We start from the raw sequence: 18,675 nt of genomic DNA, 5'->3' as shown, positions 1-18,675 counted from the left end.
CCAAAACCGCAAAAATATTTTTTACGAAATCAGGGTGTATTTAGCAAAGCTTATGTTGGGGTTATCTTAAAACTAGTTGTGTCACACTCTCCACATGCGCGGTCTGCGGGAACATATCCACAGGCTGTATGCCATTTACTTTATATTTGGGGCTCAGGACCGAAATATCCTTTGCCAATGTTGATGGGTTACATGAGACATAAACCACTTTCTTCGGCTGGACTTTTAAAATCGTCTTTAACAGCTGTTGATCAAGTCCTGTTCTTGGCGGATCGACGATAATAACATCCGGACGCCATCCATCTTTTGTCCATTTAGGAAGCCATTCCTCTGCTTTGCCGACAACGTATTGGGCATGTTTAATTCCATGGCGGGCAGCATTTTTCTTTGCATCCTCAATCGATTCCCTGATGATATCCATGCCGCGGATTTCCGCTGCCTGATCTGCTACCCATAATCCGATCGTTCCGACGCCGCAGTATGCGTCAGCTACTTTTTCTTTGCCGGTTAAAGCCGCTGCTCTTTTGACTTCATTATAAAGCTTAACGGTTTGTTCAGGGTTCAGCTGGAAAAATGTCCGTGCAGATAGTTCAAACTGCAAATCTCCGAGTGTTTCCTGGATAAAGTCGCTTCCGTCCAGATTCAGGGTTTCCTGTCCAAAAATAAGGGAGGTTTTTTCACCATTCACATTTTGGATGATTGATTTTACTTCAGGAAGCTCAGTTTTGATTTTTTCTATAATGATCTCTTTTTTTGGAAGCTCTTTTTGAGTTGTGATCAGTACAATCTGAAGCTCTCCTGTCCGGATTCCCACCCTGGCAACTATTGTTCTTACGATGCCTTTTCGGCTTCTTTCATTATAGATTGGGATTCTCAAATCCTGGAGAATACGTTTCACTGTTTCAGTCGCCTTTGTTGTTTGCGGGTGCTGTACTGCACAGTGCTCAATATTTATCAGGCGGTGCGAATTCATGCCATATAATCCGGCAAGCACCTTTCCGTCTTTTTGGCCAACCTGGAACTGGCTTTTGTTTCTGTAGCTCCAAGGATCATCCATTCCAATGGTTTCTTTAATATCAAGCTTCTCAGGATTCAGCTTAGTATGACGTTCTAAAGCTTGGATGATGATATCCCGTTTCTCCTTCAGCTGCTGATCATAGCGGAGATGCTGCAGCTGGCAGCCTCCGCACTCATGATATACCGGGCATGGCGGCTGGACACGGAACTCCGATTTCTTACGGATTTTCTTTATTTTGGCCTCAGCAAACTTTGGATTCACCTTTGTTGCTTCTGCTGTGATTTCCTCGCCAGGCAGTGCTCCTGGAACAAATACGACCTGCCTTTTAAAATAACCGACACCTTCCCCGTTGATGCCAAGCCTTTTGATTGTCAGCGGGAACGTTTGCTTTAGTTTTAATTTAGCTGTTTGTTCTTGTTTCATGGTACTTCATCACTCCAAAATTACTCGATACTCCTCCACAAATAAAGAGAAGCATAGCTCAAATAGGGACTCCAGCTCTTCGAGAATGTCTCCATTTCCTCAAGAGTCGGTTTCGCTTCCAATTTATATAGTTTTTTTAAGGCATTCTGGATGCCAATGTCTGCAGCTGGAAAAAGATTTGGCCGGCCAAGTCCGAACATTAGGAAATTCTGAACAGTCCAGGGACCAACACCACGCAATTTGATAAGTTTATCATATATTTCTTCATCTGAAAGGCTTTTAAGCTCGTCAAAGTTTAATTTTCCCGAGGCCGTTTCTTTTGCGATGCCAATTACATATTCAGCCTTCCGACCGCTGAACTGCAGCTCCCTTAGGTCTTCCACCTTAAGTTCTGCCACTTTTTCAGGAAGCGGATAAAACCACACTCCATCCCTTTCGAACCCAAATGCTTTTACAAACCGTTCTGTTAATGTGTGTGCAAAAGCAAGATTAAGCTGCTGGTGAATAATGCATTTTAATATACAGCTATACGGATCAAAGTCCAGAACAATTGGAGTTCCATAATGAGCATCGAATATTGGCTGTAATTCCGTGTTTTGAAAATGTTTATGAATCCTCTCAAGAGGCAGATGCCATTGAAAAATTTCCGATAAGCGCTCTGCTGCTTTTTCTTTAAGAGGGCCATCCGTTCCGGTTATAAAAAATTCCGGCTTATCAGTCGTTCCGATTGCTTTTACTTCTGCCACAACCGGCTGATGGCTGAGCATCATCGGCACCTTCACAGACCGGCTCCCAATATCAACAGAATTAAGAGGGTCATTAGAAAGCCTGTTCAGTACCAGATCAAAATTATAAGGTCCTTCTACCTGAATCTTTTCCAAGAAGAATCCGTCCTTTATCATTTTCCCCGATTATAGCATTTTTTAAGGAAGTTTTACTAAATAGGCTGTAAAAATAGCAAGAAACCCGAAGAATGGGTATCCCCGGGTCTTTGCTGAAAAAAAATTTTCCTTAGATAACGGTCAGAATTCCATTTTTATCGGTCAGTTTGTTCTGTTTATCGGTCTGTTTTCAAATATATCGGTCACTTTTGGAAGTTTATCGGTTAAATATCCGATTTATCGGTCACATGTTGATATACCGGGCTTTGAAAAAATTCAGTACAGCATCCTCTCCCCAATTGCCTGTTCCCATGTCAGGTCATCAAGGCTTTTAAAGGTGTACCCGCGTTTTTTCAGATCCTGTATGGCTTTTTGGAGAGCATCAGCATTGTCTTTTGAAACAGTGTGCAATAGAAGGATACAGCCTGGATGGATCTGGCGCACAATATTGTCGTAAGAATACTGCCAGCCCTTCTGCCGGTCTGTGTTCCAGTCGACAAATGCCAATGACCAGAAAACATGGGTGTAGCCTTCTTTTTTCGCTAAAGCCAAAGTGCGTTCACTGAAAATGCCGCGAGGCGGCCGCAAATAAGCCATCTGCTTAACACCTGTAAGCTTTTCGTTTTCAGCGCGGACCATTTCAAGCTCTTTAAGAAATTTCTCATCGCTCACTCTTGTCATATCAGGATGATGCCATGAGTGATTGCCTATGATATGCCCTTCATCCGCCATCCTCTTTACAAGATCGGGTGCGCTTTTTAAATAATGTCCCGTTACAAAAAAGGCAGCAGGAACGTTTTCCTTTTTCAGAACATCTAGAATTTGCCCTGTATAGCCATTTTCATATCCATTATCAAATGTTAAATAAATGTCTTTTTTGCTTGTATCGCCTTTATAATAGGAACCATGTCTTTCAAGCAGTGAGTCGAGCGGCTTTCCTGCTTCGGCAGGCACCTCATTTTTTGCTTTTTTGAATCCCCAATGAACCGGAGAGTTGCCATAATTCGCATAAGCTGTTCCGGAAAAAAACAAAATAAAAACACTCAGGAAGATACTTAATTTTTTCATCTGAGCTCCTCCAATATTTTTTTCTTAGTGTTTGTGAATGAAATAAAAACATTCGCAGGGTTTTTTGGCAATAAATGCACAAAAAAGAGAGAGACTGTAACAGCCTCTCTCTCGTTCGTATTAAAATACACGCTCTTCGAATTGAGCCAATTTCTCAAGTGAAGATTTATCTACATCCCTATGAAGACTGTTTCCGTGGGAATCCATCGTCACAACTGCAGTAAAGCCTTCAACCTTCAGGTGCCACATAGCTTCCGGAATACCGAATTCCATGAGGTCCACGCCTTCAACCGACTTGATGCAGTCAGCATAATATTGTGCCGCTCCGCCGATTGCGTTTAAGTAAACGCCGCCATGTTCCTGGAGTGCTGCCAGTGTTTTCGGACCCATTCCGCCTTTACCGATAACAGCACGGATGCCAAACTTTTTCATGATATCGCCCTGATATGGCTCCTCACGAATACTTGTAGTCGGTCCAGCAGCTTTTACATGCCACTTGCCGTCTTCATCCTTCATCATGACCGGGCCGCAGTGGTAAATAACCTGCCCGTTAAGATCAACTGGTGCATCATGGTCCATCAAGTGGTGGTGGATGGCGTCACGGCCCGTGTACATCATGCCGTTGATTTGAACCACATCACCGACTTTAAGATTGCGTATCTGTTCTTCAGTGATCGGCGCCTGCAAGGTCACGATGTTTGTTTGCTCTGCTGTTTCTGCTGCTGCCGCTGTCTCAAGTTCAGCTTCAGAAGCACCAAAGTCGATGTGCTCGCCTTCCTGGTACATCCATTCATTAATTTCGCCTGTTTCCATGCTGATTGCTGCTCCTAGGCGGCGGAACGCCCAGCAATTATAGGCAACAGATACGAAGAAGCTTGCAGGAATACGATTCATAACACCGACTTTACAGCCTAAAAGGGTGGTTTCCCCGCCGAAGCCCATTGTTCCGATTCCTAACTCATTTGCATTCTCCATCACGTAATCCTCGAGTTTGCGGAGGTCTTCATTAGGATTCACATCATCTACAGAACGGAACAGCTGCTCTTTCGCCAGGTCATAGCCTGAAGAGCGGTCTCCCCCGATGCCGACACCAATAAAGCCGGCGCTGCATCCCTGTCCCTGCGCCTGGTATACAGAATGCATGATGCATTTGCGGATTCCATCAAGGTCTCTTCCAGCACGGCCAAGGCCTTCAAGTTCGCAGGGAAGGCTATATTGGATATTTTTATTTTCACAGCCGCCGCCTTTAAGAATCAGCCTGGCATCAATATAATCTTTTTCCCATTGTTCAAATTTAATAACAGGCGTCCCAAAGCCAAGGTTGTCCCCGCTGTTGGCGCCAGTTAAGGAATCAACAGAGTTCGGGCGAAGCTTTCCGTCCTTAGTTGCCAGGGTGATTGCGTTTTTGATCGCTTCCTTCATGACAAGCTGATTAGCACCGACTGGCGTCTTGATTTTGAACGTTGGCAATCCGGTATCCTGGCAAATTGGCGACACATTATCATCAGCCATTTTAATATTATTCGTAATGGTATCTAAGCTCATCGCTGCTCTAGTGCCAGCATTTTCTCTTTCTTTCGCTGATTTGATTGCACGGCGCACATCACGCGGAAGATTAGTGGATGTCTCAACAATCAGCTGATACATGCTTTCCTGAAATTTATCGATATTCATTGCTTTAGTCCCCTTCCCTTTGCTCCCTATATAACTTATATCTTTTATGAAAATTACGATTATTAATCGTCTACCATTATACTCCTATCTGATGCGTATTTAAAGACAAAGGTTGCAATCGTTTACAGGATGAAAGAGGAAATTTCCAAAGCTATTCCCATAAAAAAAAGAGCCCTCAGGCTCCTGTATTAATCGCGGTTATTAAATTCACGGCATTTGGATTCGAGGTCATCGATCATAGCAATTAAACGGTCGATGTCTTCGATTTCAGTGTCTTCCGGCTCAATAGCTTCCAGTACATCCAGGAACATATTTAAGCGCTGTTTTAGAAAAGTAACCTGTGAATTCTTATCTTGAATCGGACTGCCCAAAACGTTCTCTCCTTTCGTCTCGATTACATCCTACATGAAATTAGTTATTTCAGCAAATAAGTATTTTTAATTAATATACCCTTCTATTGGCTTCCAGCAACATAAAAGAATCATTATTCGTCCGTTTACTGCCTTCCTATAAAAGGAATAAGAACCATAAAGAAGGGAGGCACTCATGCTTTTTTCCAGTTGGCAAGATTTATGGAGAGTTCTTTCTATTGGAGCTGTGAGCTATATTTTTCTGATTTTGTTCCTGAGAATATCAGGAAAACGGACCTTAACAAAAATGAATGCATTTGATTTAGTGGTAACAGTTGCCCTTGGGTCTACTCTGGCAACTATTTTCCTTAACAAACAGGTTTCACTTGCAGAGGGGCTGACTGCATATGTTCTATTAATTGGCATGCAGTATACAGTAGCCTGGCTTTCTCTTCATTCATCTAAATTCAATGAATTCATTAAATCCTGTCCTGACCTGCTATATTATCAAGGACAATTCATAGAGTCAGCCTTAAATAAAAACAGGGTTTTGAAATCAGAAATTATACAGGCTATTCGTTCCAGTGGGTATTCCTCAATGGAAGATGTTGAGGCAGTTGTATTCGAGACTGACGGCAGTATGTCAGTCATTAAAAGGAGCAGCTCAAACAGCACTGCGAGTACATTATCAGATATTGACCCAAAGAAAAGCTGATGCCAAGCAGCATCAGCTTTTTATTTGCTCCTCTGTAATTCCGGCTGCCTTTCCTTCACGGCTGGAATCAGCAGCACCATATAGACGGCCTTTCTCTCTGTCAATCTGAATGGCCTGAACATTCCCGATTCTGCTTGGATTATCTCCAAACTCAAACCCTCTTGATTCCAATTCTCCTTTGGACTCCATGCTAATCCCTGGCTCCCATTCAATGAGTGGGCCTGTGGTGGCAAAAATCCTTGGTTCTTCAATAGCTTCTTTTAAATTCATTTTATGATCAATGATGTTCACAATCGTCTGAAAAACCGAGCCAATAATGGTCGGTCCGCCTGGCGAACCTAGAGTTAGAACCGGCTGGTCATCCTTAAATAAAATCGTCGGGCTTTTGCAGCTGACTGGCCTTTTGTCCGGTTTGGGCTCATTGATTCCGCCAGGGTTGGCATCAAAGTCTGTGAGCTCATTGTTTAATAAAAATCCGTAGCCTTTTACCATAATTCCTGACCCAAATGGATGCTCAACAGTTGATGTACATGCGGCAATATTTCCCCATTGATCGACAACTGTGAAATGGGTAGTTTCACTTTTCTCTAAATCATCCGGCTGCCTGATAATCTGATTGGGCTCACCGTCTTGATATTTCCATGGGTTACCAAAGTCTATTGCATCATTTCTTCTTTTAAAATTAATAGCTTTGACCCTTTCAGCAATATAATCATCATGAAGCAGGCCTTCAATAGGCAGATCAGATAATTCAGGATCACCTGAATAGGCAACTTTGTCCGCAAATGCCAATCGCATGGCTTCAGTGATCAGATAGTACTTTTCCCAGGACTTTGCCTCATATTTGCTCAAATCAAACTTCTCCAGCATTTTAAGAATTTGGATAACAGTTACCCCGCCTGCACTTGGAGGAGCTGACGAAGCAATCTTATAGCCTTTATACTGGCCCCATATCGGCTCATCAATGGTAAGCCGGTAATTCTTTAGGTCCTCAACCGTCATAAAGCCGCCCTCTTCATTTAAAGATTCTACGATGGCTTCAGCTATCTCTCCTTCATAAAAGGAGGATATTCCTTCTTTTTGCAGGATCCGGAATGTCTTCGCTAAATGATCTTTGACTATACTGTCACCTTCCTTTAGAGATTTGCCTTCCGGAAAATAAAAGGCTTTCGCTTCCTCACCCAGTCTGTAATGAAAGTTCTGAAGTGCCTCTTCCATCACCCAGTTCACTTTTACACCGCTCTCTGCTGCATCTATTGCCGGCTGAATCAAATCGGCCAATGGCTTGGAACCATGCTCCTTTAGAGCTGTATCTATTGCTTTTAATATTCCCGGAATCCCTACAGCTGTTCCATGTGTGGAGCGTTTGCGAAAGTCGATTACTTCCCCATTGTCATCGAGGAACATTTCCGGATGAACGCCCTTTGGCGCCCTTGTGTGGCCATCATATATTTTTACATCTTTCTTTTTATTGTCGTAAACCATTAAAAATCCGCTTCCGCCAATGCCTGTCATCATTGGTTCCACTACATTTAAAGCAAATTGGATGGCAGCTGCAGCATCTACTGCATTGCCGCCCTCCCGCAGTATTTTTTCACCTATATCTGTGGCAGCTGAATGAGGACTGACTACCATCCCCGCAGTTCCAACAGCTGTTTCTCTTTCGTAAGACTGTTTTTCCATATCCTTTGATAATGATTTCCCTCGTCTATAACCCATAAATGTAACCTCCAAAAAATGTCCTATACCCTATAGTTAAGGGTTACCCCCTCAGTGTATATATAAAACAACCATCATTAGGAAACAAAACCAATAAAAAATCCCCCACTCATATAAGAGCAGAGGAAATTTTATATTATTATTAAAGGTTATTGCTGTTCTTTTGAGTCTCAGGACTATAGGTGACTGCACTTTCGCCACGCTCTACCGGAAAAGCGGTGTCTGAACTGCTCACTGAACTTGCTGCCTGATAGTTTGAGCCTGTGGAATTTCCACCGTTTTCAACAGGGCTTTCCATTAATTCTGAACCTGCTTCCTTTACTTTTGACCCGATATCAGCCAGTTCGCTTTTCGCTTCCTTTGCTGTTGACATGGCTTCGTTAGACACTTCTTTTACCATATCCATGTTGCCGAAAACATCTTCGTTGACACGCTGGTACAAACTCTGGGCATCTTTAATGGCCTCTTTAAGAGTATTGGAAGCACTCTTAAACTGGTTAATCATATTTTCCTTTATATCACCAGGGTTTTCTTTCACTTCTGAAATAAGATTTGCAGAAGAATCCTTTAGATCCATTGCTTTCGTTTTTACTTTTGTTCTTGTTGTACTATCCAGCATTGCTAAAGCCCCGCCAATAATACCGCCAATGACAATCCCTTTCATCAGCTTGCTGTTTGGTCCGTTATCATGGTCATAATTCATATCCTGTCCATAATCTGATCTCAAAGCATTTGTTGTGTTTGTTGTATTATAAGTGTTATTCTGTTCCATGTTAAATCCTCCTCTTATGTTAAAAAGTGTTTCGCGCTTGTTATTGAGTTAATTCCCGCAGGAGGAGAAATTAAACGTTTTTATATCATTTTTAGTCCAAACTATCGATTGACAAGGGATTTGAAAGATTAAATAATGACAAAGGACTTAGATTTAAAAGGAGATACATATGAAAACACAACTTTCACCTATCACACAGGAAAATGATCCATGGGAAGCTTATTCCGATATCGATCAGCACGGAAAATTGGTGCTTTCAAATATTGAATTCACAACCACTGTATTATGCAATATGCGCTGTGAACACTGCGCTGTCGGCTATACACTTCAGCCGAGGGACCCAGATGCCCTTCCCATTGATTTGATGCTTAAGAGGCTGGATGAAATTCCTCATTTAAGCTCACTGAGCATTACCGGCGGGGAGCCGATGCTTTCAAAAAAATCGGTTAAAAATTATGTTGCGCCGCTGCTTCGCTATGCGCACGATAGAGGGGTTAGAACACAGATTAATTCTAATCTGACACTGGAGTTAGCCCGTTATGAAGAAATCATTCCATACTTGGATGTCCTTCATATTTCTCATAACTGGGGAACTGAGGAGGACTTTATTGAGGGCGGCTTTGCGATGATGGAGAGAAAACCGACGATAGAGCAGCGTAAGCGGCTCTTTTTCAGGATGATTGAAAACAGCAGGGAGCTCGTAAAAGCAGGAGTAATGGTTTCTGCTGAAACAATGCTCAACAAACGGACATTGCCTTACCTTGAAAAAATTCATAAACAGATTATAGAAGAAATGAACTGTCAGCGCCATGAGGTCCATCCAATGTATCCATCAGACTTCGCCTCTTCATTAGAAACTTTAACTCTTGAAGAAATGAGATCGGCCATCCATCATCTGCTGGATATACGTGATGAGAATACATGGATGCTGTTTGGCACCCTGCCCTTTTATGCCTGCAGCAGCAATAACGAAGACCTGGAACTTTTAAGAAGACTGCATTCATCAAATAATATAACAGTCCGGAATGACCCTGATGGAAGATCAAGGCTGAATATAAATATTTTCACCGGCGATGTCATTGTCACTGATTTTGGCGATACACCGCCGCTGGGAAATATCCAAACCGATCAGCTTGAGGACATTTATCAAAAGTGGAGCAGAACAGAACTGGCTGATTCACTTAACTGTCATTGTGCGGAGGTTAGATGTCTTGGCCCAAACGTTCTTGTAAAGAACAGCTACTATAAAGAAACAGATTTTAAAACAAGACGCTCCAATATCTAAAAGATTAAGCCAGCCTAGATGTAAGGCTGGCTTTTCTTACAAAAAAGCATAAAATTTTGCACCGTCGATAACTGTCTAGCTCCTGCGCCTACCCCCTCGAGGTCACAAGCCATTCCTCCCAAAAAGGCAAAGGACACCTTTCCGTGAGTTTCGTCTTATGCTTGAGGCCCACAGGACAAGGAAGGCTTCATCAGCATAAACATCGCACGACCGAAAACGTTAGTTTTTGGAAGGACGTGGCGTTCTTAGTCTCGTTCCTTTGTGGGCAGGCGCTTGCGCTTTTCTTATTATCTAGGCCTTTCGGAAACAACAAACCCAAACGTCACATGATCCTGAATCGGAATCCAGGCACCTATTCCCTGTGAAGTGACATTTTTAATGACAATCATTTTCTTGCTGCCTTTTAGCATTAAATACACTTCTCCATACGTTACTTTCCCCTTTTCGTTGATTGCAGGGGCATAGCCGTATAGATACCCTAATCTTTTGGGCGGAATGTTATAGATATGATCTTTTTTGGTGCCTGCGCCAACTATCGTTTCAAAAGCAAGAGGCAGACCGGATTTCTCCATGGCCTTGAGAAGCATCATCTTTTTTACATCCTCTGCATTGGGAACCTTGGCAGTCAGACCTCCGCGGACAACCTTTTGGGCTTCCTGCACATAATGAATCTGGTAAGGGGCCTTGCCGCCGCGGTTGTCGAAATAATTCGTATTAATCCTCTGATATTCCCAATTAGGGGAGGTTTCAGCAGACTCATAATTTAGCGGCCACTGACCGAGATATACGATGGCTCTGTATCCAAGTGCGAACGGAGTGCTGCTCACAGAGGTTTCATTCAGCATTCGAATGAGATCCGGATTTTCGATTTTAACCTTGGATGAATCAATGAGCTGCTGGGTTAATTCACTAGGCTGGAGTGTCGGCATATCCTGAGCCGGATTCGGATACGTATTTTCCTTTGTAATATTCAGCACCGAATTAGGGACAGCAATGGCTTTCGGCGGCTGTTTTGCCGATTTCTCAGTCCCTTTCTGCGCTTCTGCGGCCGGATGGAATGACAGCATTAATATAAGACCTAAAAAAAGAATGCTAACGTATTTTTTCATGATGTCTTTCTCCTTTCAAGTCACAATCTTTTTAGGTTGATATTAGTTTTTTCGGAGAAAGTGGATATTATCCGTCCCGTGAAAAATAAGGGAGGGATTTGAGGAGGAAACAACTGCAAAATTATTTCATTTGTAATGGTTTTGTAAAAATCTGAATATTTACAAATATCTAATAATGTATTATAATAGGCTTACTAAACAAAAGGAGGGCAGTTGAAATCAACCCCACTACTATGTAAAAGGAGGAGAATAGTTTTTTTGTTAAGTCATCTGCAAGTAAGGTTAATGGTCAAAAATCAGCGTAAAGGTTGGTGATCAATGACTGAAAGCGAACAGAACCATTCTCTGAAAAACATAATCCTTTAAAAAAGTACTTAAATACCCATATAAATAACCGGCCCTGAGATTTTATTCAGAGCCGGTTTTCTGTTTGGTCATAACTATAAAAGATAAAATCCGATTCCCATTATAACGTAAGCTGCCAGCAGAGTGGCGCCTTCGAACCAGTTGGTTTCTCCATCATTGCCAATGACAATCATAAGCAGCACCGCTGTAACCATGGCAATTAACTCAGGCAATGTAAAGACAAGAGGCATTGCAGCCGGGAACAGCAATGAAAGCAGTACAAGGACAGGTGCTACAAACATCGCAACCTGCAGCGTGGAACCAACAGCGATTTCAACAGCTATATCCATTTTATTTTTATAAGCCATAATGATGGCAGAAGCATGCTCAGCGGCATTTCCCACGATCGCCACAATGACCACCCCAATAAACAGTTCTGTCCAGCCAAACGCTTCTCCAACTTCTTCGAAGGTGTGAACCAGATTCTCTGATACATAAGCAACAGCAATGGTCGAAATGGCAAGTACAGCAATGGCTTTCCCTTTGCTCCACTCCGGAGTTTCTTCCTCATGAGAACTTCTGTCATCCTCTTTAGACTGATAGACACCCCGGTGAGTGACCAGTTTGAAAAACAAAGCAGCTAAGTAAAGAGCGATTAAAATGACTGAGATGCCTATGCTGAAAGTAATCGTTTCAGCTTCATCCATGGTCATTGAAAAAACTTCAGGAATCACAAAAGCCACAATGACGGCAAACATCAGGAGTCCTGAGTTATGACGTGCATCATAGACATTAAAGGACTGGGTCTTATATTTAACTCCGCCAATGAAAAAAGAAAGGCCTGCCACTAACAGTAAATTCCCCAATACAGATCCTGTCAGTGATGCAAGAACAACACTAATCAGGCCGGCTTTTAAAGCAAAAATCGAAATGATCAGTTCAACCGCATTTCCAAAGGTGGCATTCAGTAACCCTCCAATTCGGGGTCCGGCTACTATGGCAAGGCTTTCTGTGGCCCTTCCCATATAGCTGGCTAATGCAATAATGGTAATGCAGTAGATCACAAACAGCAAAATATTGGACCAATGCATCAATGTACCGATGACAGACAGCGGCACACCTGCAAACGCCAATACCATGAAAACTTTATTTGTCATATCTTTTTCTCCTTACGTTTTAATATTTTTTAGTATTGCCTGCTCATTCCTTCATATGTGATTATATGCAGTCAGTTTATGTAAAACGTTCTTTCTCTTTAGCCGATTTCGAAATGATTCAAACTTGAAGCAGGATTTAGGCATTTTAAAAAGCAGGGAACCCCATTCCAGAAACTCTGGTTTAGTAAAATCATTAATTCCCTATAGATGTAGGTTATGATCGGGACTGAATGAACAGAAATTTAGCTTTTGCTGTTTGAATTCTGGGGACACAAACCACGGTTTTCCATCTTTTTCTGTCCGGACTCAGGGCGGCTTCAGACACAATTCACGGATTTTTCCTCTTCTCCTGTCCGAACTAGGGGCGGCTTTGGACCCAATCCACGGTTTTTTCTCTTCTCTTGTCCGAACTCGGGGAGACTTTATCACGACTTGTGCTGTCCGAAACTTAAAGCTAATTCAGACTTGAAGACAACAAAATACCCCAATCACCAGGCGATTGGGGCTACAATGATATAAGTTTTACCCAATAACTAAGGCTGCTAAGACAGCAGCCTTCCAGGTTACTTTATAGCTTTTTTTGCTAAGGCCAAAATCGTCATATCATCCATTGGCGGATTATGCAGACCGGCACGCACATCCCTGTAATAGCGCTGCAGAGGATTTTTTGCTGATAAACTGCGGGCACCTGCTACCCGCATGGCTAAATCGACTACTGTAATGGCCGCATTTGTTACAGCCAGCTTGACGGCTCCCAATTCAGGCTGCATCCTGTTTCTGGTTTCATCGTTTGCTTCATCCCATTTTCTTGCAACCGAATAGAGGAAATGGCGTGCTCTCATGAGTTCAAGTTCCATCTCGCCAATTTTTTGCTGAACGTTGGCCAAATCAATGATGGCACCGCTAATGCTGTTCGGGGAATAATTTTTGGCGAAGGTAATGGCATAATCTTGAGCCGCCTGTCCAATGCCTAGATAACAGGCCGGTATATGGAGAAGCCAGCCAGCCGCTCCCTTTTTGCCGGGCTGAAACAGCTCGACTAGCACGTCCTGCTTCACTCTTACATTTTTTAAAAGAAGGTCATGGCTCCCCGTTCCTCTCATGGCAATGCTGTCCCATGTTTCCTCTATCTCCAAGCCTTTGGAACTTCTCGGAATTAAGAAGTTTCCTATTTCTCCGCTCTCTTCAATCGTGGCGCTCACATTGAAGTAATCAAGTACAGGGGCCATGGTCGTAAAGCTTTTCCGGCCATTAATGATCCAGAAAGCTTCTTCTTTTCTGGCTGAGGTAACTGGCTTTCCTCCCCTTGTAGGGCTGCCTGTCTGCGGTTCTGTTGCACAGTTATTCATTAAAGCCCCCTTTTTTACTTCTTCACATAAAGCCTTAAATACGGATTCATCCCAGTTGTTTTTCTCGCCAAGGCTTTTGATAATGCCCATATGCCAGCCAATGGATAAGGCTGTGGAGCCATCTCCTTCAGCAATCTTTTCCTGGAGCCGCAGAAATTCAGAAAGGGAGATTTCCTTTCCTCCATATCTTCTGGGGACTGTTAATGATGTATATCCTGATTCTTTGAGTTCTTTTATATTTTCATAAGGGAAAAGACCCTCTTCATCATTTTTGCCAGCTCTTGATAAAAACGTTTCGGAGAGTTTTTCCATGAGCTGGATTCTTTCTTCGGCTGTATGCAAGTCTTGGAATTTCATTGCGGGGCACCTCACTTCTATTATTTAATTCTTATTATTTTTATAGGAATTATTATACTATTTTTCATTCCCCCATCACAAAGATACTGATGAAAAGCTTGGACTATAAAAAAAAGAAAGAGGCATCCTCTTCCTTGTTTGCGTTTTAAATAAGTTCAAATGTCTCTTCTATTTCAATGCTATCTTCCACTGAGCGCACCATGGAACAATTCTTTCTAGTCAATTCCAATGCTTTGTGAAGCTTCGCCTCATTTAAGTCAGTTCCTTTTATGATGAAATGAATATGTACCTTCTCTACACGGTCGGCAACTTCAGGATTTCTTTCCACATTGGTTTTTATTTCGATGTCTTCAAATTCCATGCGCATTTTTTTCATGATCTTTCTCAAAACACCCCCGCTGCACACAGCCAGCGACGCGACAAGCAGCTGGTACGGTCTGAAGCCATACTCTTCATCCCCGGCAACATCCAGGCGTCCAAATGGCAAATCGGTATAGAAGCCTGCTTCTTCCTTCATTTTAAATTCCATGGTATTCGCCCCTTTTTATCTTATTAATATTAGAGATTACACTATTTTATCTATAAACAAAAATATTATGACCAGCAACTTTCTCTTGCCAAGATTCCCTATTCCCGATACCATCATTTAGGAGACATTTATATTTCACGTCAGAAAATGAGGTTTTAATATGAATAAAGAAATAATGCGTTTTTGGATTCTCATCAGCATTGTTGCCATTTCAGGTTTCAGCCAGGGAATGCTGCTTCCTTTAATTGCGATTATTTTTGAAAATGACGGCATTTCCTCCAGCTTGAATGGTTTGAATGCAACAGGTTTATACATTGGGATTCTGCTCATCTCTCCTTTTATGGAATATCCATTGCGCAAATACGGCTACAAGCCTGTTATTGTCCTTGGAGGTTTATTAGTGGTGGTTTCTCTCATCCTGTTTCCTCTCTGGAAATCCTTTTGGTTTTGGTTCATTCTTCGGCTGTTAATTGGAATTGGAGACCATGCACTGCACTTCGGAACACAAACATGGATCACGTCCTTTTCACCTGAAAACAAACGCGGCCGGAATATATCATTATATGGACTTTTCTTCGGGGCAGGATTTGCTGTAGGGCCATTAATGGCCCCGCTTGTCAAAATTAATGAAACCATGCCGTTTGTCCTTTCTTCCATGCTATGTCTGATTGCCTGGCTTTTCTTATTTACATTGAAAAATGACTTCCCTGAACAGTCCATTGAAATCAACTCATTCAGGGAAACAATGAAACGTTTTTCAAAAGCCACAAAATATGGCTGGGTTGCCTTCTTGCCTGCGTTGGGCTATGGGTTTCTTGAAGCCTCCTTGAATGGCAGCTTTCCTATCTACGGCCTGCGCATCGGGCTGGAAGTTTCAAGTGTTTCCCTGCTGCTGACTTCATTTGCAATCGGCGGAATCATATTCCAGCTTCCTTTAGGAATCATGAGTGATAAATTTGGAAGACGCAATGTGTTAATGAGTGTTCTTTTTATCGGGTTTATCAGCTTCGTCGCTGCAAGCATGCTCGAAGAATTGGTTTTTGCTCTGACAGTTTGCTTATTCATTGCCGGCATGGCGGTCGGATCAACCTTTTCACTTGGCATCACCTATATGGCAGACTTAATACCAAAAAACCTGCTTCCAACCGGCAACCTGCTATGCGGAGTAGCTTTTAGCCTCGGCAGCCTGATTGGCCCCTATTTCGGCGGCCTGTTCATTGAATTATTCAATTCCATAAGCTTCTTCAATATTATCAGTGTCATGCTTTTGATTATCTTTGGCGCAGTCACATTGTTTGGAAATAAACAGCAGGTATTGGAAAAGAGCCAGTCATTCTAAGCATTGTAAAGTAGTTTAATATTAGTGCGGGGTTTTTAAATGCAAATTAAATTACTCTGAGTTGATTGGAGTGGAAATCAAGTTCCCGCAGCGGAAATAGACGTGCAAAATTCATAAGCTAAAATTAATTTATTTAATTTTTATAGAGACCGTTTAACTTTTCTTTTCATAGGCTATATAGTAAAATAAGTGTAATAGAATACAATATTTGCATAATGCTAGCTGCATTACCTGATATGACTGGATTTTAACGCTGTCACCTAATTGGTGGCAGCTTTCGTCGTTTTTTAGGGGTATTGAATGTGATTATTCTTCTCAATAAGACAACTGAAAAAACATTAAAATCATTTTAGGAGGACACATGATGAGTATGGAGGCAAAGGCATTGCTTAAAAGCAGCACTGCATCTGAAGAAAACCTTTTAGAAAAAATCAAACCACATGCTGAACTGATTGCCGCTCTTTTAAGCGGTGTGTTGATTCTGGCAGGCTGGTTATTAGACCGAAGCAATATGGAGGCTGCATCGATTGCCGCTTACCTGCTGGCTTTCATTATCGGCGGCTTTGCGAAAGCAAAAGAAGGCATCGAAGAGACCATTGAGAATAAAGAGCTGAATGTTGAAATGCTGATGATCTTTGCTGCGATCGGATCAGCCATTATCGGGTATTGGACAGAAGGTGCAATCCTGATATTTATCTTTGCGGTCAGCGGTGCTTTAGAAACATACACCATGAACAAGAGCCATAAAGAAATTTCTTCCCTCATGGAGCTTCAGCCGGAAGAAGCCTTGAGGATCATAGACGGGTCCGAGGAACGTGTGCATGTTTCTGAGCTGGAAATTGGGGATTTAATTCTGGTGAAACCAGGTGAACGTGTTCCATCGGATGGAACGATTGTAAAAGGCCATTCATCATTGGACGAGGCAGCCATCACGGGTGAATCACTGCCAGTTTCCAAAGGAGCAGATGACCAGGTATTTGCCGGTACTGTGAATTTGAACGGATCGATTACAGTTGAAATAACAAAACCAAATAACGAAACCCTTTTTCAAAAAATCATTGAGCTGGTCCAATCAGCCCAAAGTGAGAAATCCCCTTCACAGCTTTTCATTGAAAAGTTTGAAGGAACCTATGTCAAAGTGGTTTTGGCTGTTGTTGTTTTAATGATGTTTGCTCCTCACTTTCTTTTAGGATGGAGCTGGACAGAAACCTTTTATCGGGCAATGATTCTGCTTGTCGTCGCTTCACCCTGTGCCCTGGTTGCATCAATCATGCCGGCGACTTTATCAGCCATTTCGAATGGTGCGAAGCACGGAATTCTATTTAAAGGAGGCGTGCACCTCGAAAACTTAAGCCACCTTAAGGCAATCGCCTTTGATAAAACCGGCACACTGACAAAAGGAAAACCGGAAGTAACCGATGTAATAGTCAAGGATGGTCTTTCCAGGGAAGAGCTGCTTCTAAAGGTAGCTTCCATTGAGAGTCATTCAAACCACCCGCTTGCAAATGCCATAGTCAAATATGCCAAAGAAACACTATCAGAATCCCTTATTCGTCCGGAAAGCATTGAAGATGTTACTGGATTTGGAGTCAAAGCCAAAGTTGATCAGGATGAATGGAAAATCGGCAAAGCCTCTTTTGTAGGAAAAGCAGAGGCCAAGGCGTTTGCAGAAGCTGCTGCCGATCGCATGGCAAGTGAAGGGAAAACTGTTGTGTTTGTACAGAAAAATGAAGAAGTAATCGGCCTTGTTTCCCTAAAGGATGTTGTCCGTGAAGAAACCAAACAGGCTATTGACCTATTGAAGCAGCAAGGAATTTACACCATTATGCTTACTGGAGACAGCCAGACCACGGCCGCAGCGATTGCCAGCGAAAGCCATGTTAATGAACATATTGCCGAATGCCTGCCTGAAAACAAAGTGGAGCATTTAAAAAAGCTGAAGGAAAAATACAGCAATGTCGCCATGGTCGGTGACGGAATTAACGATGCCCCTGCCCTTGCAACGGCAAATGTCGGAATTGCCATGGGCGAAGGAACGGATGTAGCGCTCGAAACAGCTGATGTTGTCTTAATGAAAAATGACCTGCCAAAAATTGCAGAAGCCATTGAACTTTCAAGCCGAATGAATCGCATCATCAAACAAAATGTCATCTTTTCTATAACGGTCATTATGTTTTTAATTGCATCCAACTTCCTGCAAATACTTGACCTTCCTTATGGAGTAATCGGCCATGAAGGATCTACCATTTTAGTTATTTTAAATAGCCTAAGGTTATTGAGATCATAAGGAAAGCCTGGGAACTCAGTTTCCCAGGCTTTTATTCTGTCTGGCGCAAGCAGCCTACCCCCTCGAGGTCACAAACCAATCCTCCCAAAAAGGCAAAATACGCCTTTCCGAGAGGCTCGTCTTGTGCTTGGGGCCCCCAGGATGGGGGTCATGCAGACGTTGCCACAGGACGTGGCGTCATTAGTCTGCGGTCCTACGTGGGCAAGGCACTTCCGCTTTTCTTTTTAATGGTAGCCGTTCTGCCCGTTAGCAGATCCGGATGTTTTTTGTTTAGGTTTATTTTTGCCTTTTTGCTTTG

General features: G+C 42.6%; 15 protein-coding genes. 4 read left to right on the top strand and 11 right to left on the bottom strand.

The window, feature by feature from the left end; all coding sequences use genetic code 11:
• Nucleotides 1–61: 61 nt before the first annotated feature.
• The 5 genes from rlmD to DFO72_RS16995 all read right to left on the bottom strand — a co-directional run bounded on the left by rlmD (nucleotide 62) and on the right by DFO72_RS16995 (nucleotide 5,435).
• Nucleotides 62–1,441, bottom strand: a complete 1,380-nt coding sequence (gene rlmD / locus DFO72_RS17015; protein WP_113883142.1) for a 23S rRNA (uracil(1939)-C(5))-methyltransferase RlmD — start codon at nucleotides 1,439–1,441, stop codon at nucleotides 62–64.
• 20 nt (nucleotides 1,442–1,461) lie between these two features.
• Nucleotides 1,462–2,343 carry a DNA-3-methyladenine glycosylase family protein gene (locus tag DFO72_RS17010; protein WP_181782320.1) on the bottom strand — a complete coding sequence of 294 codons (882 nt, stop codon included), beginning with the start codon at nucleotides 2,341–2,343 and terminating at the stop codon, nucleotides 1,462–1,464.
• A 255-nt stretch (nucleotides 2,344–2,598) separates the two neighbouring features.
• Nucleotides 2,599–3,390: a delta-lactam-biosynthetic de-N-acetylase gene (gene pdaA / locus DFO72_RS17005; RefSeq protein ID WP_113883140.1), complete on the bottom strand. Its 792-nt coding sequence runs from the start codon at nucleotides 3,388–3,390 to the stop codon at nucleotides 2,599–2,601.
• 120 nt (nucleotides 3,391–3,510) lie between these two features.
• Nucleotides 3,511–5,064, bottom strand: coding sequence for a fumarate hydratase (locus tag DFO72_RS17000; protein ID WP_113883139.1), 1,554 nt, complete (start codon nucleotides 5,062–5,064; stop codon nucleotides 3,511–3,513).
• 188 nt (nucleotides 5,065–5,252) lie between these two features.
• On the bottom strand, nucleotides 5,253–5,435 hold the full coding sequence (locus tag DFO72_RS16995) for an SE1561 family protein (protein WP_009335760.1): 183 nt from the start codon (nucleotides 5,433–5,435) through the stop codon (nucleotides 5,253–5,255).
• Nucleotides 5,436–5,610: 175 nt separating this feature from the next.
• Here DFO72_RS16995 and DFO72_RS16990 point away from each other — a divergent pair, with 175 nt between their 5' ends.
• Nucleotides 5,611–6,129 (top strand): DUF421 domain-containing protein, encoded by a 519-nt coding sequence (locus tag DFO72_RS16990; RefSeq protein WP_113883138.1) that lies wholly within the window; start codon nucleotides 5,611–5,613, stop codon nucleotides 6,127–6,129.
• A 12-nt stretch (nucleotides 6,130–6,141) separates the two neighbouring features.
• Here the strand turns inward: DFO72_RS16990 and ggt are convergent, their stop codons facing one another.
• Both ggt and DFO72_RS16980 read right to left on the bottom strand, forming a co-directional pair.
• Entirely contained in the window at nucleotides 6,142–7,848 is a 1,707-nt protein-coding gene (gene ggt, locus DFO72_RS16985; RefSeq protein WP_113883137.1) for a gamma-glutamyltransferase, read from the bottom strand.
• Nucleotides 7,849–7,990: 142 nt separating this feature from the next.
• The gene (locus tag DFO72_RS16980) at nucleotides 7,991–8,620 is read right to left on the bottom strand and encodes a hypothetical protein (RefSeq protein WP_113883136.1); all 630 of its coding nucleotides are present in this window, start codon (nucleotides 8,618–8,620) and stop codon (nucleotides 7,991–7,993) included.
• Between the two features lie 169 nt (nucleotides 8,621–8,789).
• On the opposite strand from DFO72_RS16980, the gene yfkAB reads away from it, so the two are divergent.
• Nucleotides 8,790–9,905 (top strand): radical SAM/CxCxxxxC motif protein YfkAB, encoded by a 1,116-nt coding sequence (gene yfkAB, locus DFO72_RS16975; protein ID WP_395858186.1) that lies wholly within the window; start codon nucleotides 8,790–8,792, stop codon nucleotides 9,903–9,905.
• A gap of 287 nt (nucleotides 9,906–10,192) precedes the next feature.
• Here the strand turns inward: yfkAB and DFO72_RS16970 are convergent, their stop codons facing one another.
• From DFO72_RS16970 to DFO72_RS16955, 4 genes are all read right to left on the bottom strand, one after another.
• The gene (locus tag DFO72_RS16970) at nucleotides 10,193–11,014 is read right to left on the bottom strand and encodes a YfkD famly protein (protein ID WP_113883134.1); all 822 of its coding nucleotides are present in this window, start codon (nucleotides 11,012–11,014) and stop codon (nucleotides 10,193–10,195) included.
• Nucleotides 11,015–11,454: 440 nt separating this feature from the next.
• The gene (gene cax / locus DFO72_RS16965) at nucleotides 11,455–12,516 is read right to left on the bottom strand and encodes a calcium/proton exchanger (RefSeq protein WP_113883133.1); all 1,062 of its coding nucleotides are present in this window, start codon (nucleotides 12,514–12,516) and stop codon (nucleotides 11,455–11,457) included.
• Between the two features lie 563 nt (nucleotides 12,517–13,079).
• Nucleotides 13,080–14,222 carry an acyl-CoA dehydrogenase family protein gene (locus DFO72_RS16960; RefSeq protein WP_113883132.1) on the bottom strand — a complete coding sequence of 381 codons (1,143 nt, stop codon included), beginning with the start codon at nucleotides 14,220–14,222 and terminating at the stop codon, nucleotides 13,080–13,082.
• Nucleotides 14,223–14,367: 145 nt separating this feature from the next.
• On the bottom strand, nucleotides 14,368–14,751 hold the full coding sequence (locus DFO72_RS16955; RefSeq protein WP_113883131.1) for an OsmC family protein: 384 nt from the start codon (nucleotides 14,749–14,751) through the stop codon (nucleotides 14,368–14,370).
• 160 nt (nucleotides 14,752–14,911) lie between these two features.
• Between DFO72_RS16955 and DFO72_RS16950 the strand changes: the two genes are divergently transcribed.
• Nucleotides 14,912–16,090 (top strand): MFS transporter, encoded by a 1,179-nt coding sequence (locus tag DFO72_RS16950; protein ID WP_113883130.1) that lies wholly within the window; start codon nucleotides 14,912–14,914, stop codon nucleotides 16,088–16,090.
• A gap of 364 nt (nucleotides 16,091–16,454) precedes the next feature.
• Nucleotides 16,455–18,377: a heavy metal translocating P-type ATPase gene (locus DFO72_RS16945; RefSeq protein WP_113883129.1), complete on the top strand. Its 1,923-nt coding sequence runs from the start codon at nucleotides 16,455–16,457 to the stop codon at nucleotides 18,375–18,377.
• Nucleotides 18,378–18,675: the final 298 nt, after the last annotated feature.

This window comes from Cytobacillus oceanisediminis (assembly GCF_004366035.1).
GTDB classification, from domain to species: domain Bacteria; phylum Bacillota; class Bacilli; order Bacillales; family Cytobacillaceae; genus Cytobacillus; species Cytobacillus oceanisediminis_C.
The sequence above is the reverse complement of the archived record's forward strand: the minus strand, read 5'-3'. Positions and strand labels throughout refer to the sequence as shown.

Coding starts and splice junctions, on each gene's coding strand:
- DFO72_RS16960 (WP_113883132.1), bottom strand. CDS start 14,222: ATGAAATTCCAAGACTTGCATACAGCCGAAGAAAGAATCCAGCTCATG.
- DFO72_RS17010 (WP_181782320.1), bottom strand. CDS start 2,343: ATGATAAAGGACGGATTCTTCTTGGAAAAGATTCAGGTAGAAGGACCT.
- DFO72_RS16990 (WP_113883138.1), top strand. CDS start 5,611: ATGCTTTTTTCCAGTTGGCAAGATTTATGGAGAGTTCTTTCTATTGGA.
- DFO72_RS16955 (WP_113883131.1), bottom strand. CDS start 14,751: ATGGAATTTAAAATGAAGGAAGAAGCAGGCTTCTATACCGATTTGCCA.
- ggt (WP_113883137.1), bottom strand. CDS start 7,848: ATGGGTTATAGACGAGGGAAATCATTATCAAAGGATATGGAAAAACAG.
- DFO72_RS16980 (WP_113883136.1), bottom strand. CDS start 8,620: ATGGAACAGAATAACACTTATAATACAACAAACACAACAAATGCTTTG.
- rlmD (WP_113883142.1), bottom strand. CDS start 1,441: ATGAAACAAGAACAAACAGCTAAATTAAAACTAAAGCAAACGTTCCCG.
- yfkAB (WP_395858186.1), top strand. CDS start 8,790: ATGAAAACACAACTTTCACCTATCACACAGGAAAATGATCCATGGGAA.
- cax (WP_113883133.1), bottom strand. CDS start 12,516: ATGACAAATAAAGTTTTCATGGTATTGGCGTTTGCAGGTGTGCCGCTG.
- DFO72_RS17000 (WP_113883139.1), bottom strand. CDS start 5,064: ATGAATATCGATAAATTTCAGGAAAGCATGTATCAGCTGATTGTTGAG.
- DFO72_RS16970 (WP_113883134.1), bottom strand. CDS start 11,014: ATGAAAAAATACGTTAGCATTCTTTTTTTAGGTCTTATATTAATGCTG.
- pdaA (WP_113883140.1), bottom strand. CDS start 3,390: ATGAAAAAATTAAGTATCTTCCTGAGTGTTTTTATTTTGTTTTTTTCC.
- DFO72_RS16945 (WP_113883129.1), top strand. CDS start 16,455: ATGAGTATGGAGGCAAAGGCATTGCTTAAAAGCAGCACTGCATCTGAA.
- DFO72_RS16950 (WP_113883130.1), top strand. CDS start 14,912: ATGAATAAAGAAATAATGCGTTTTTGGATTCTCATCAGCATTGTTGCC.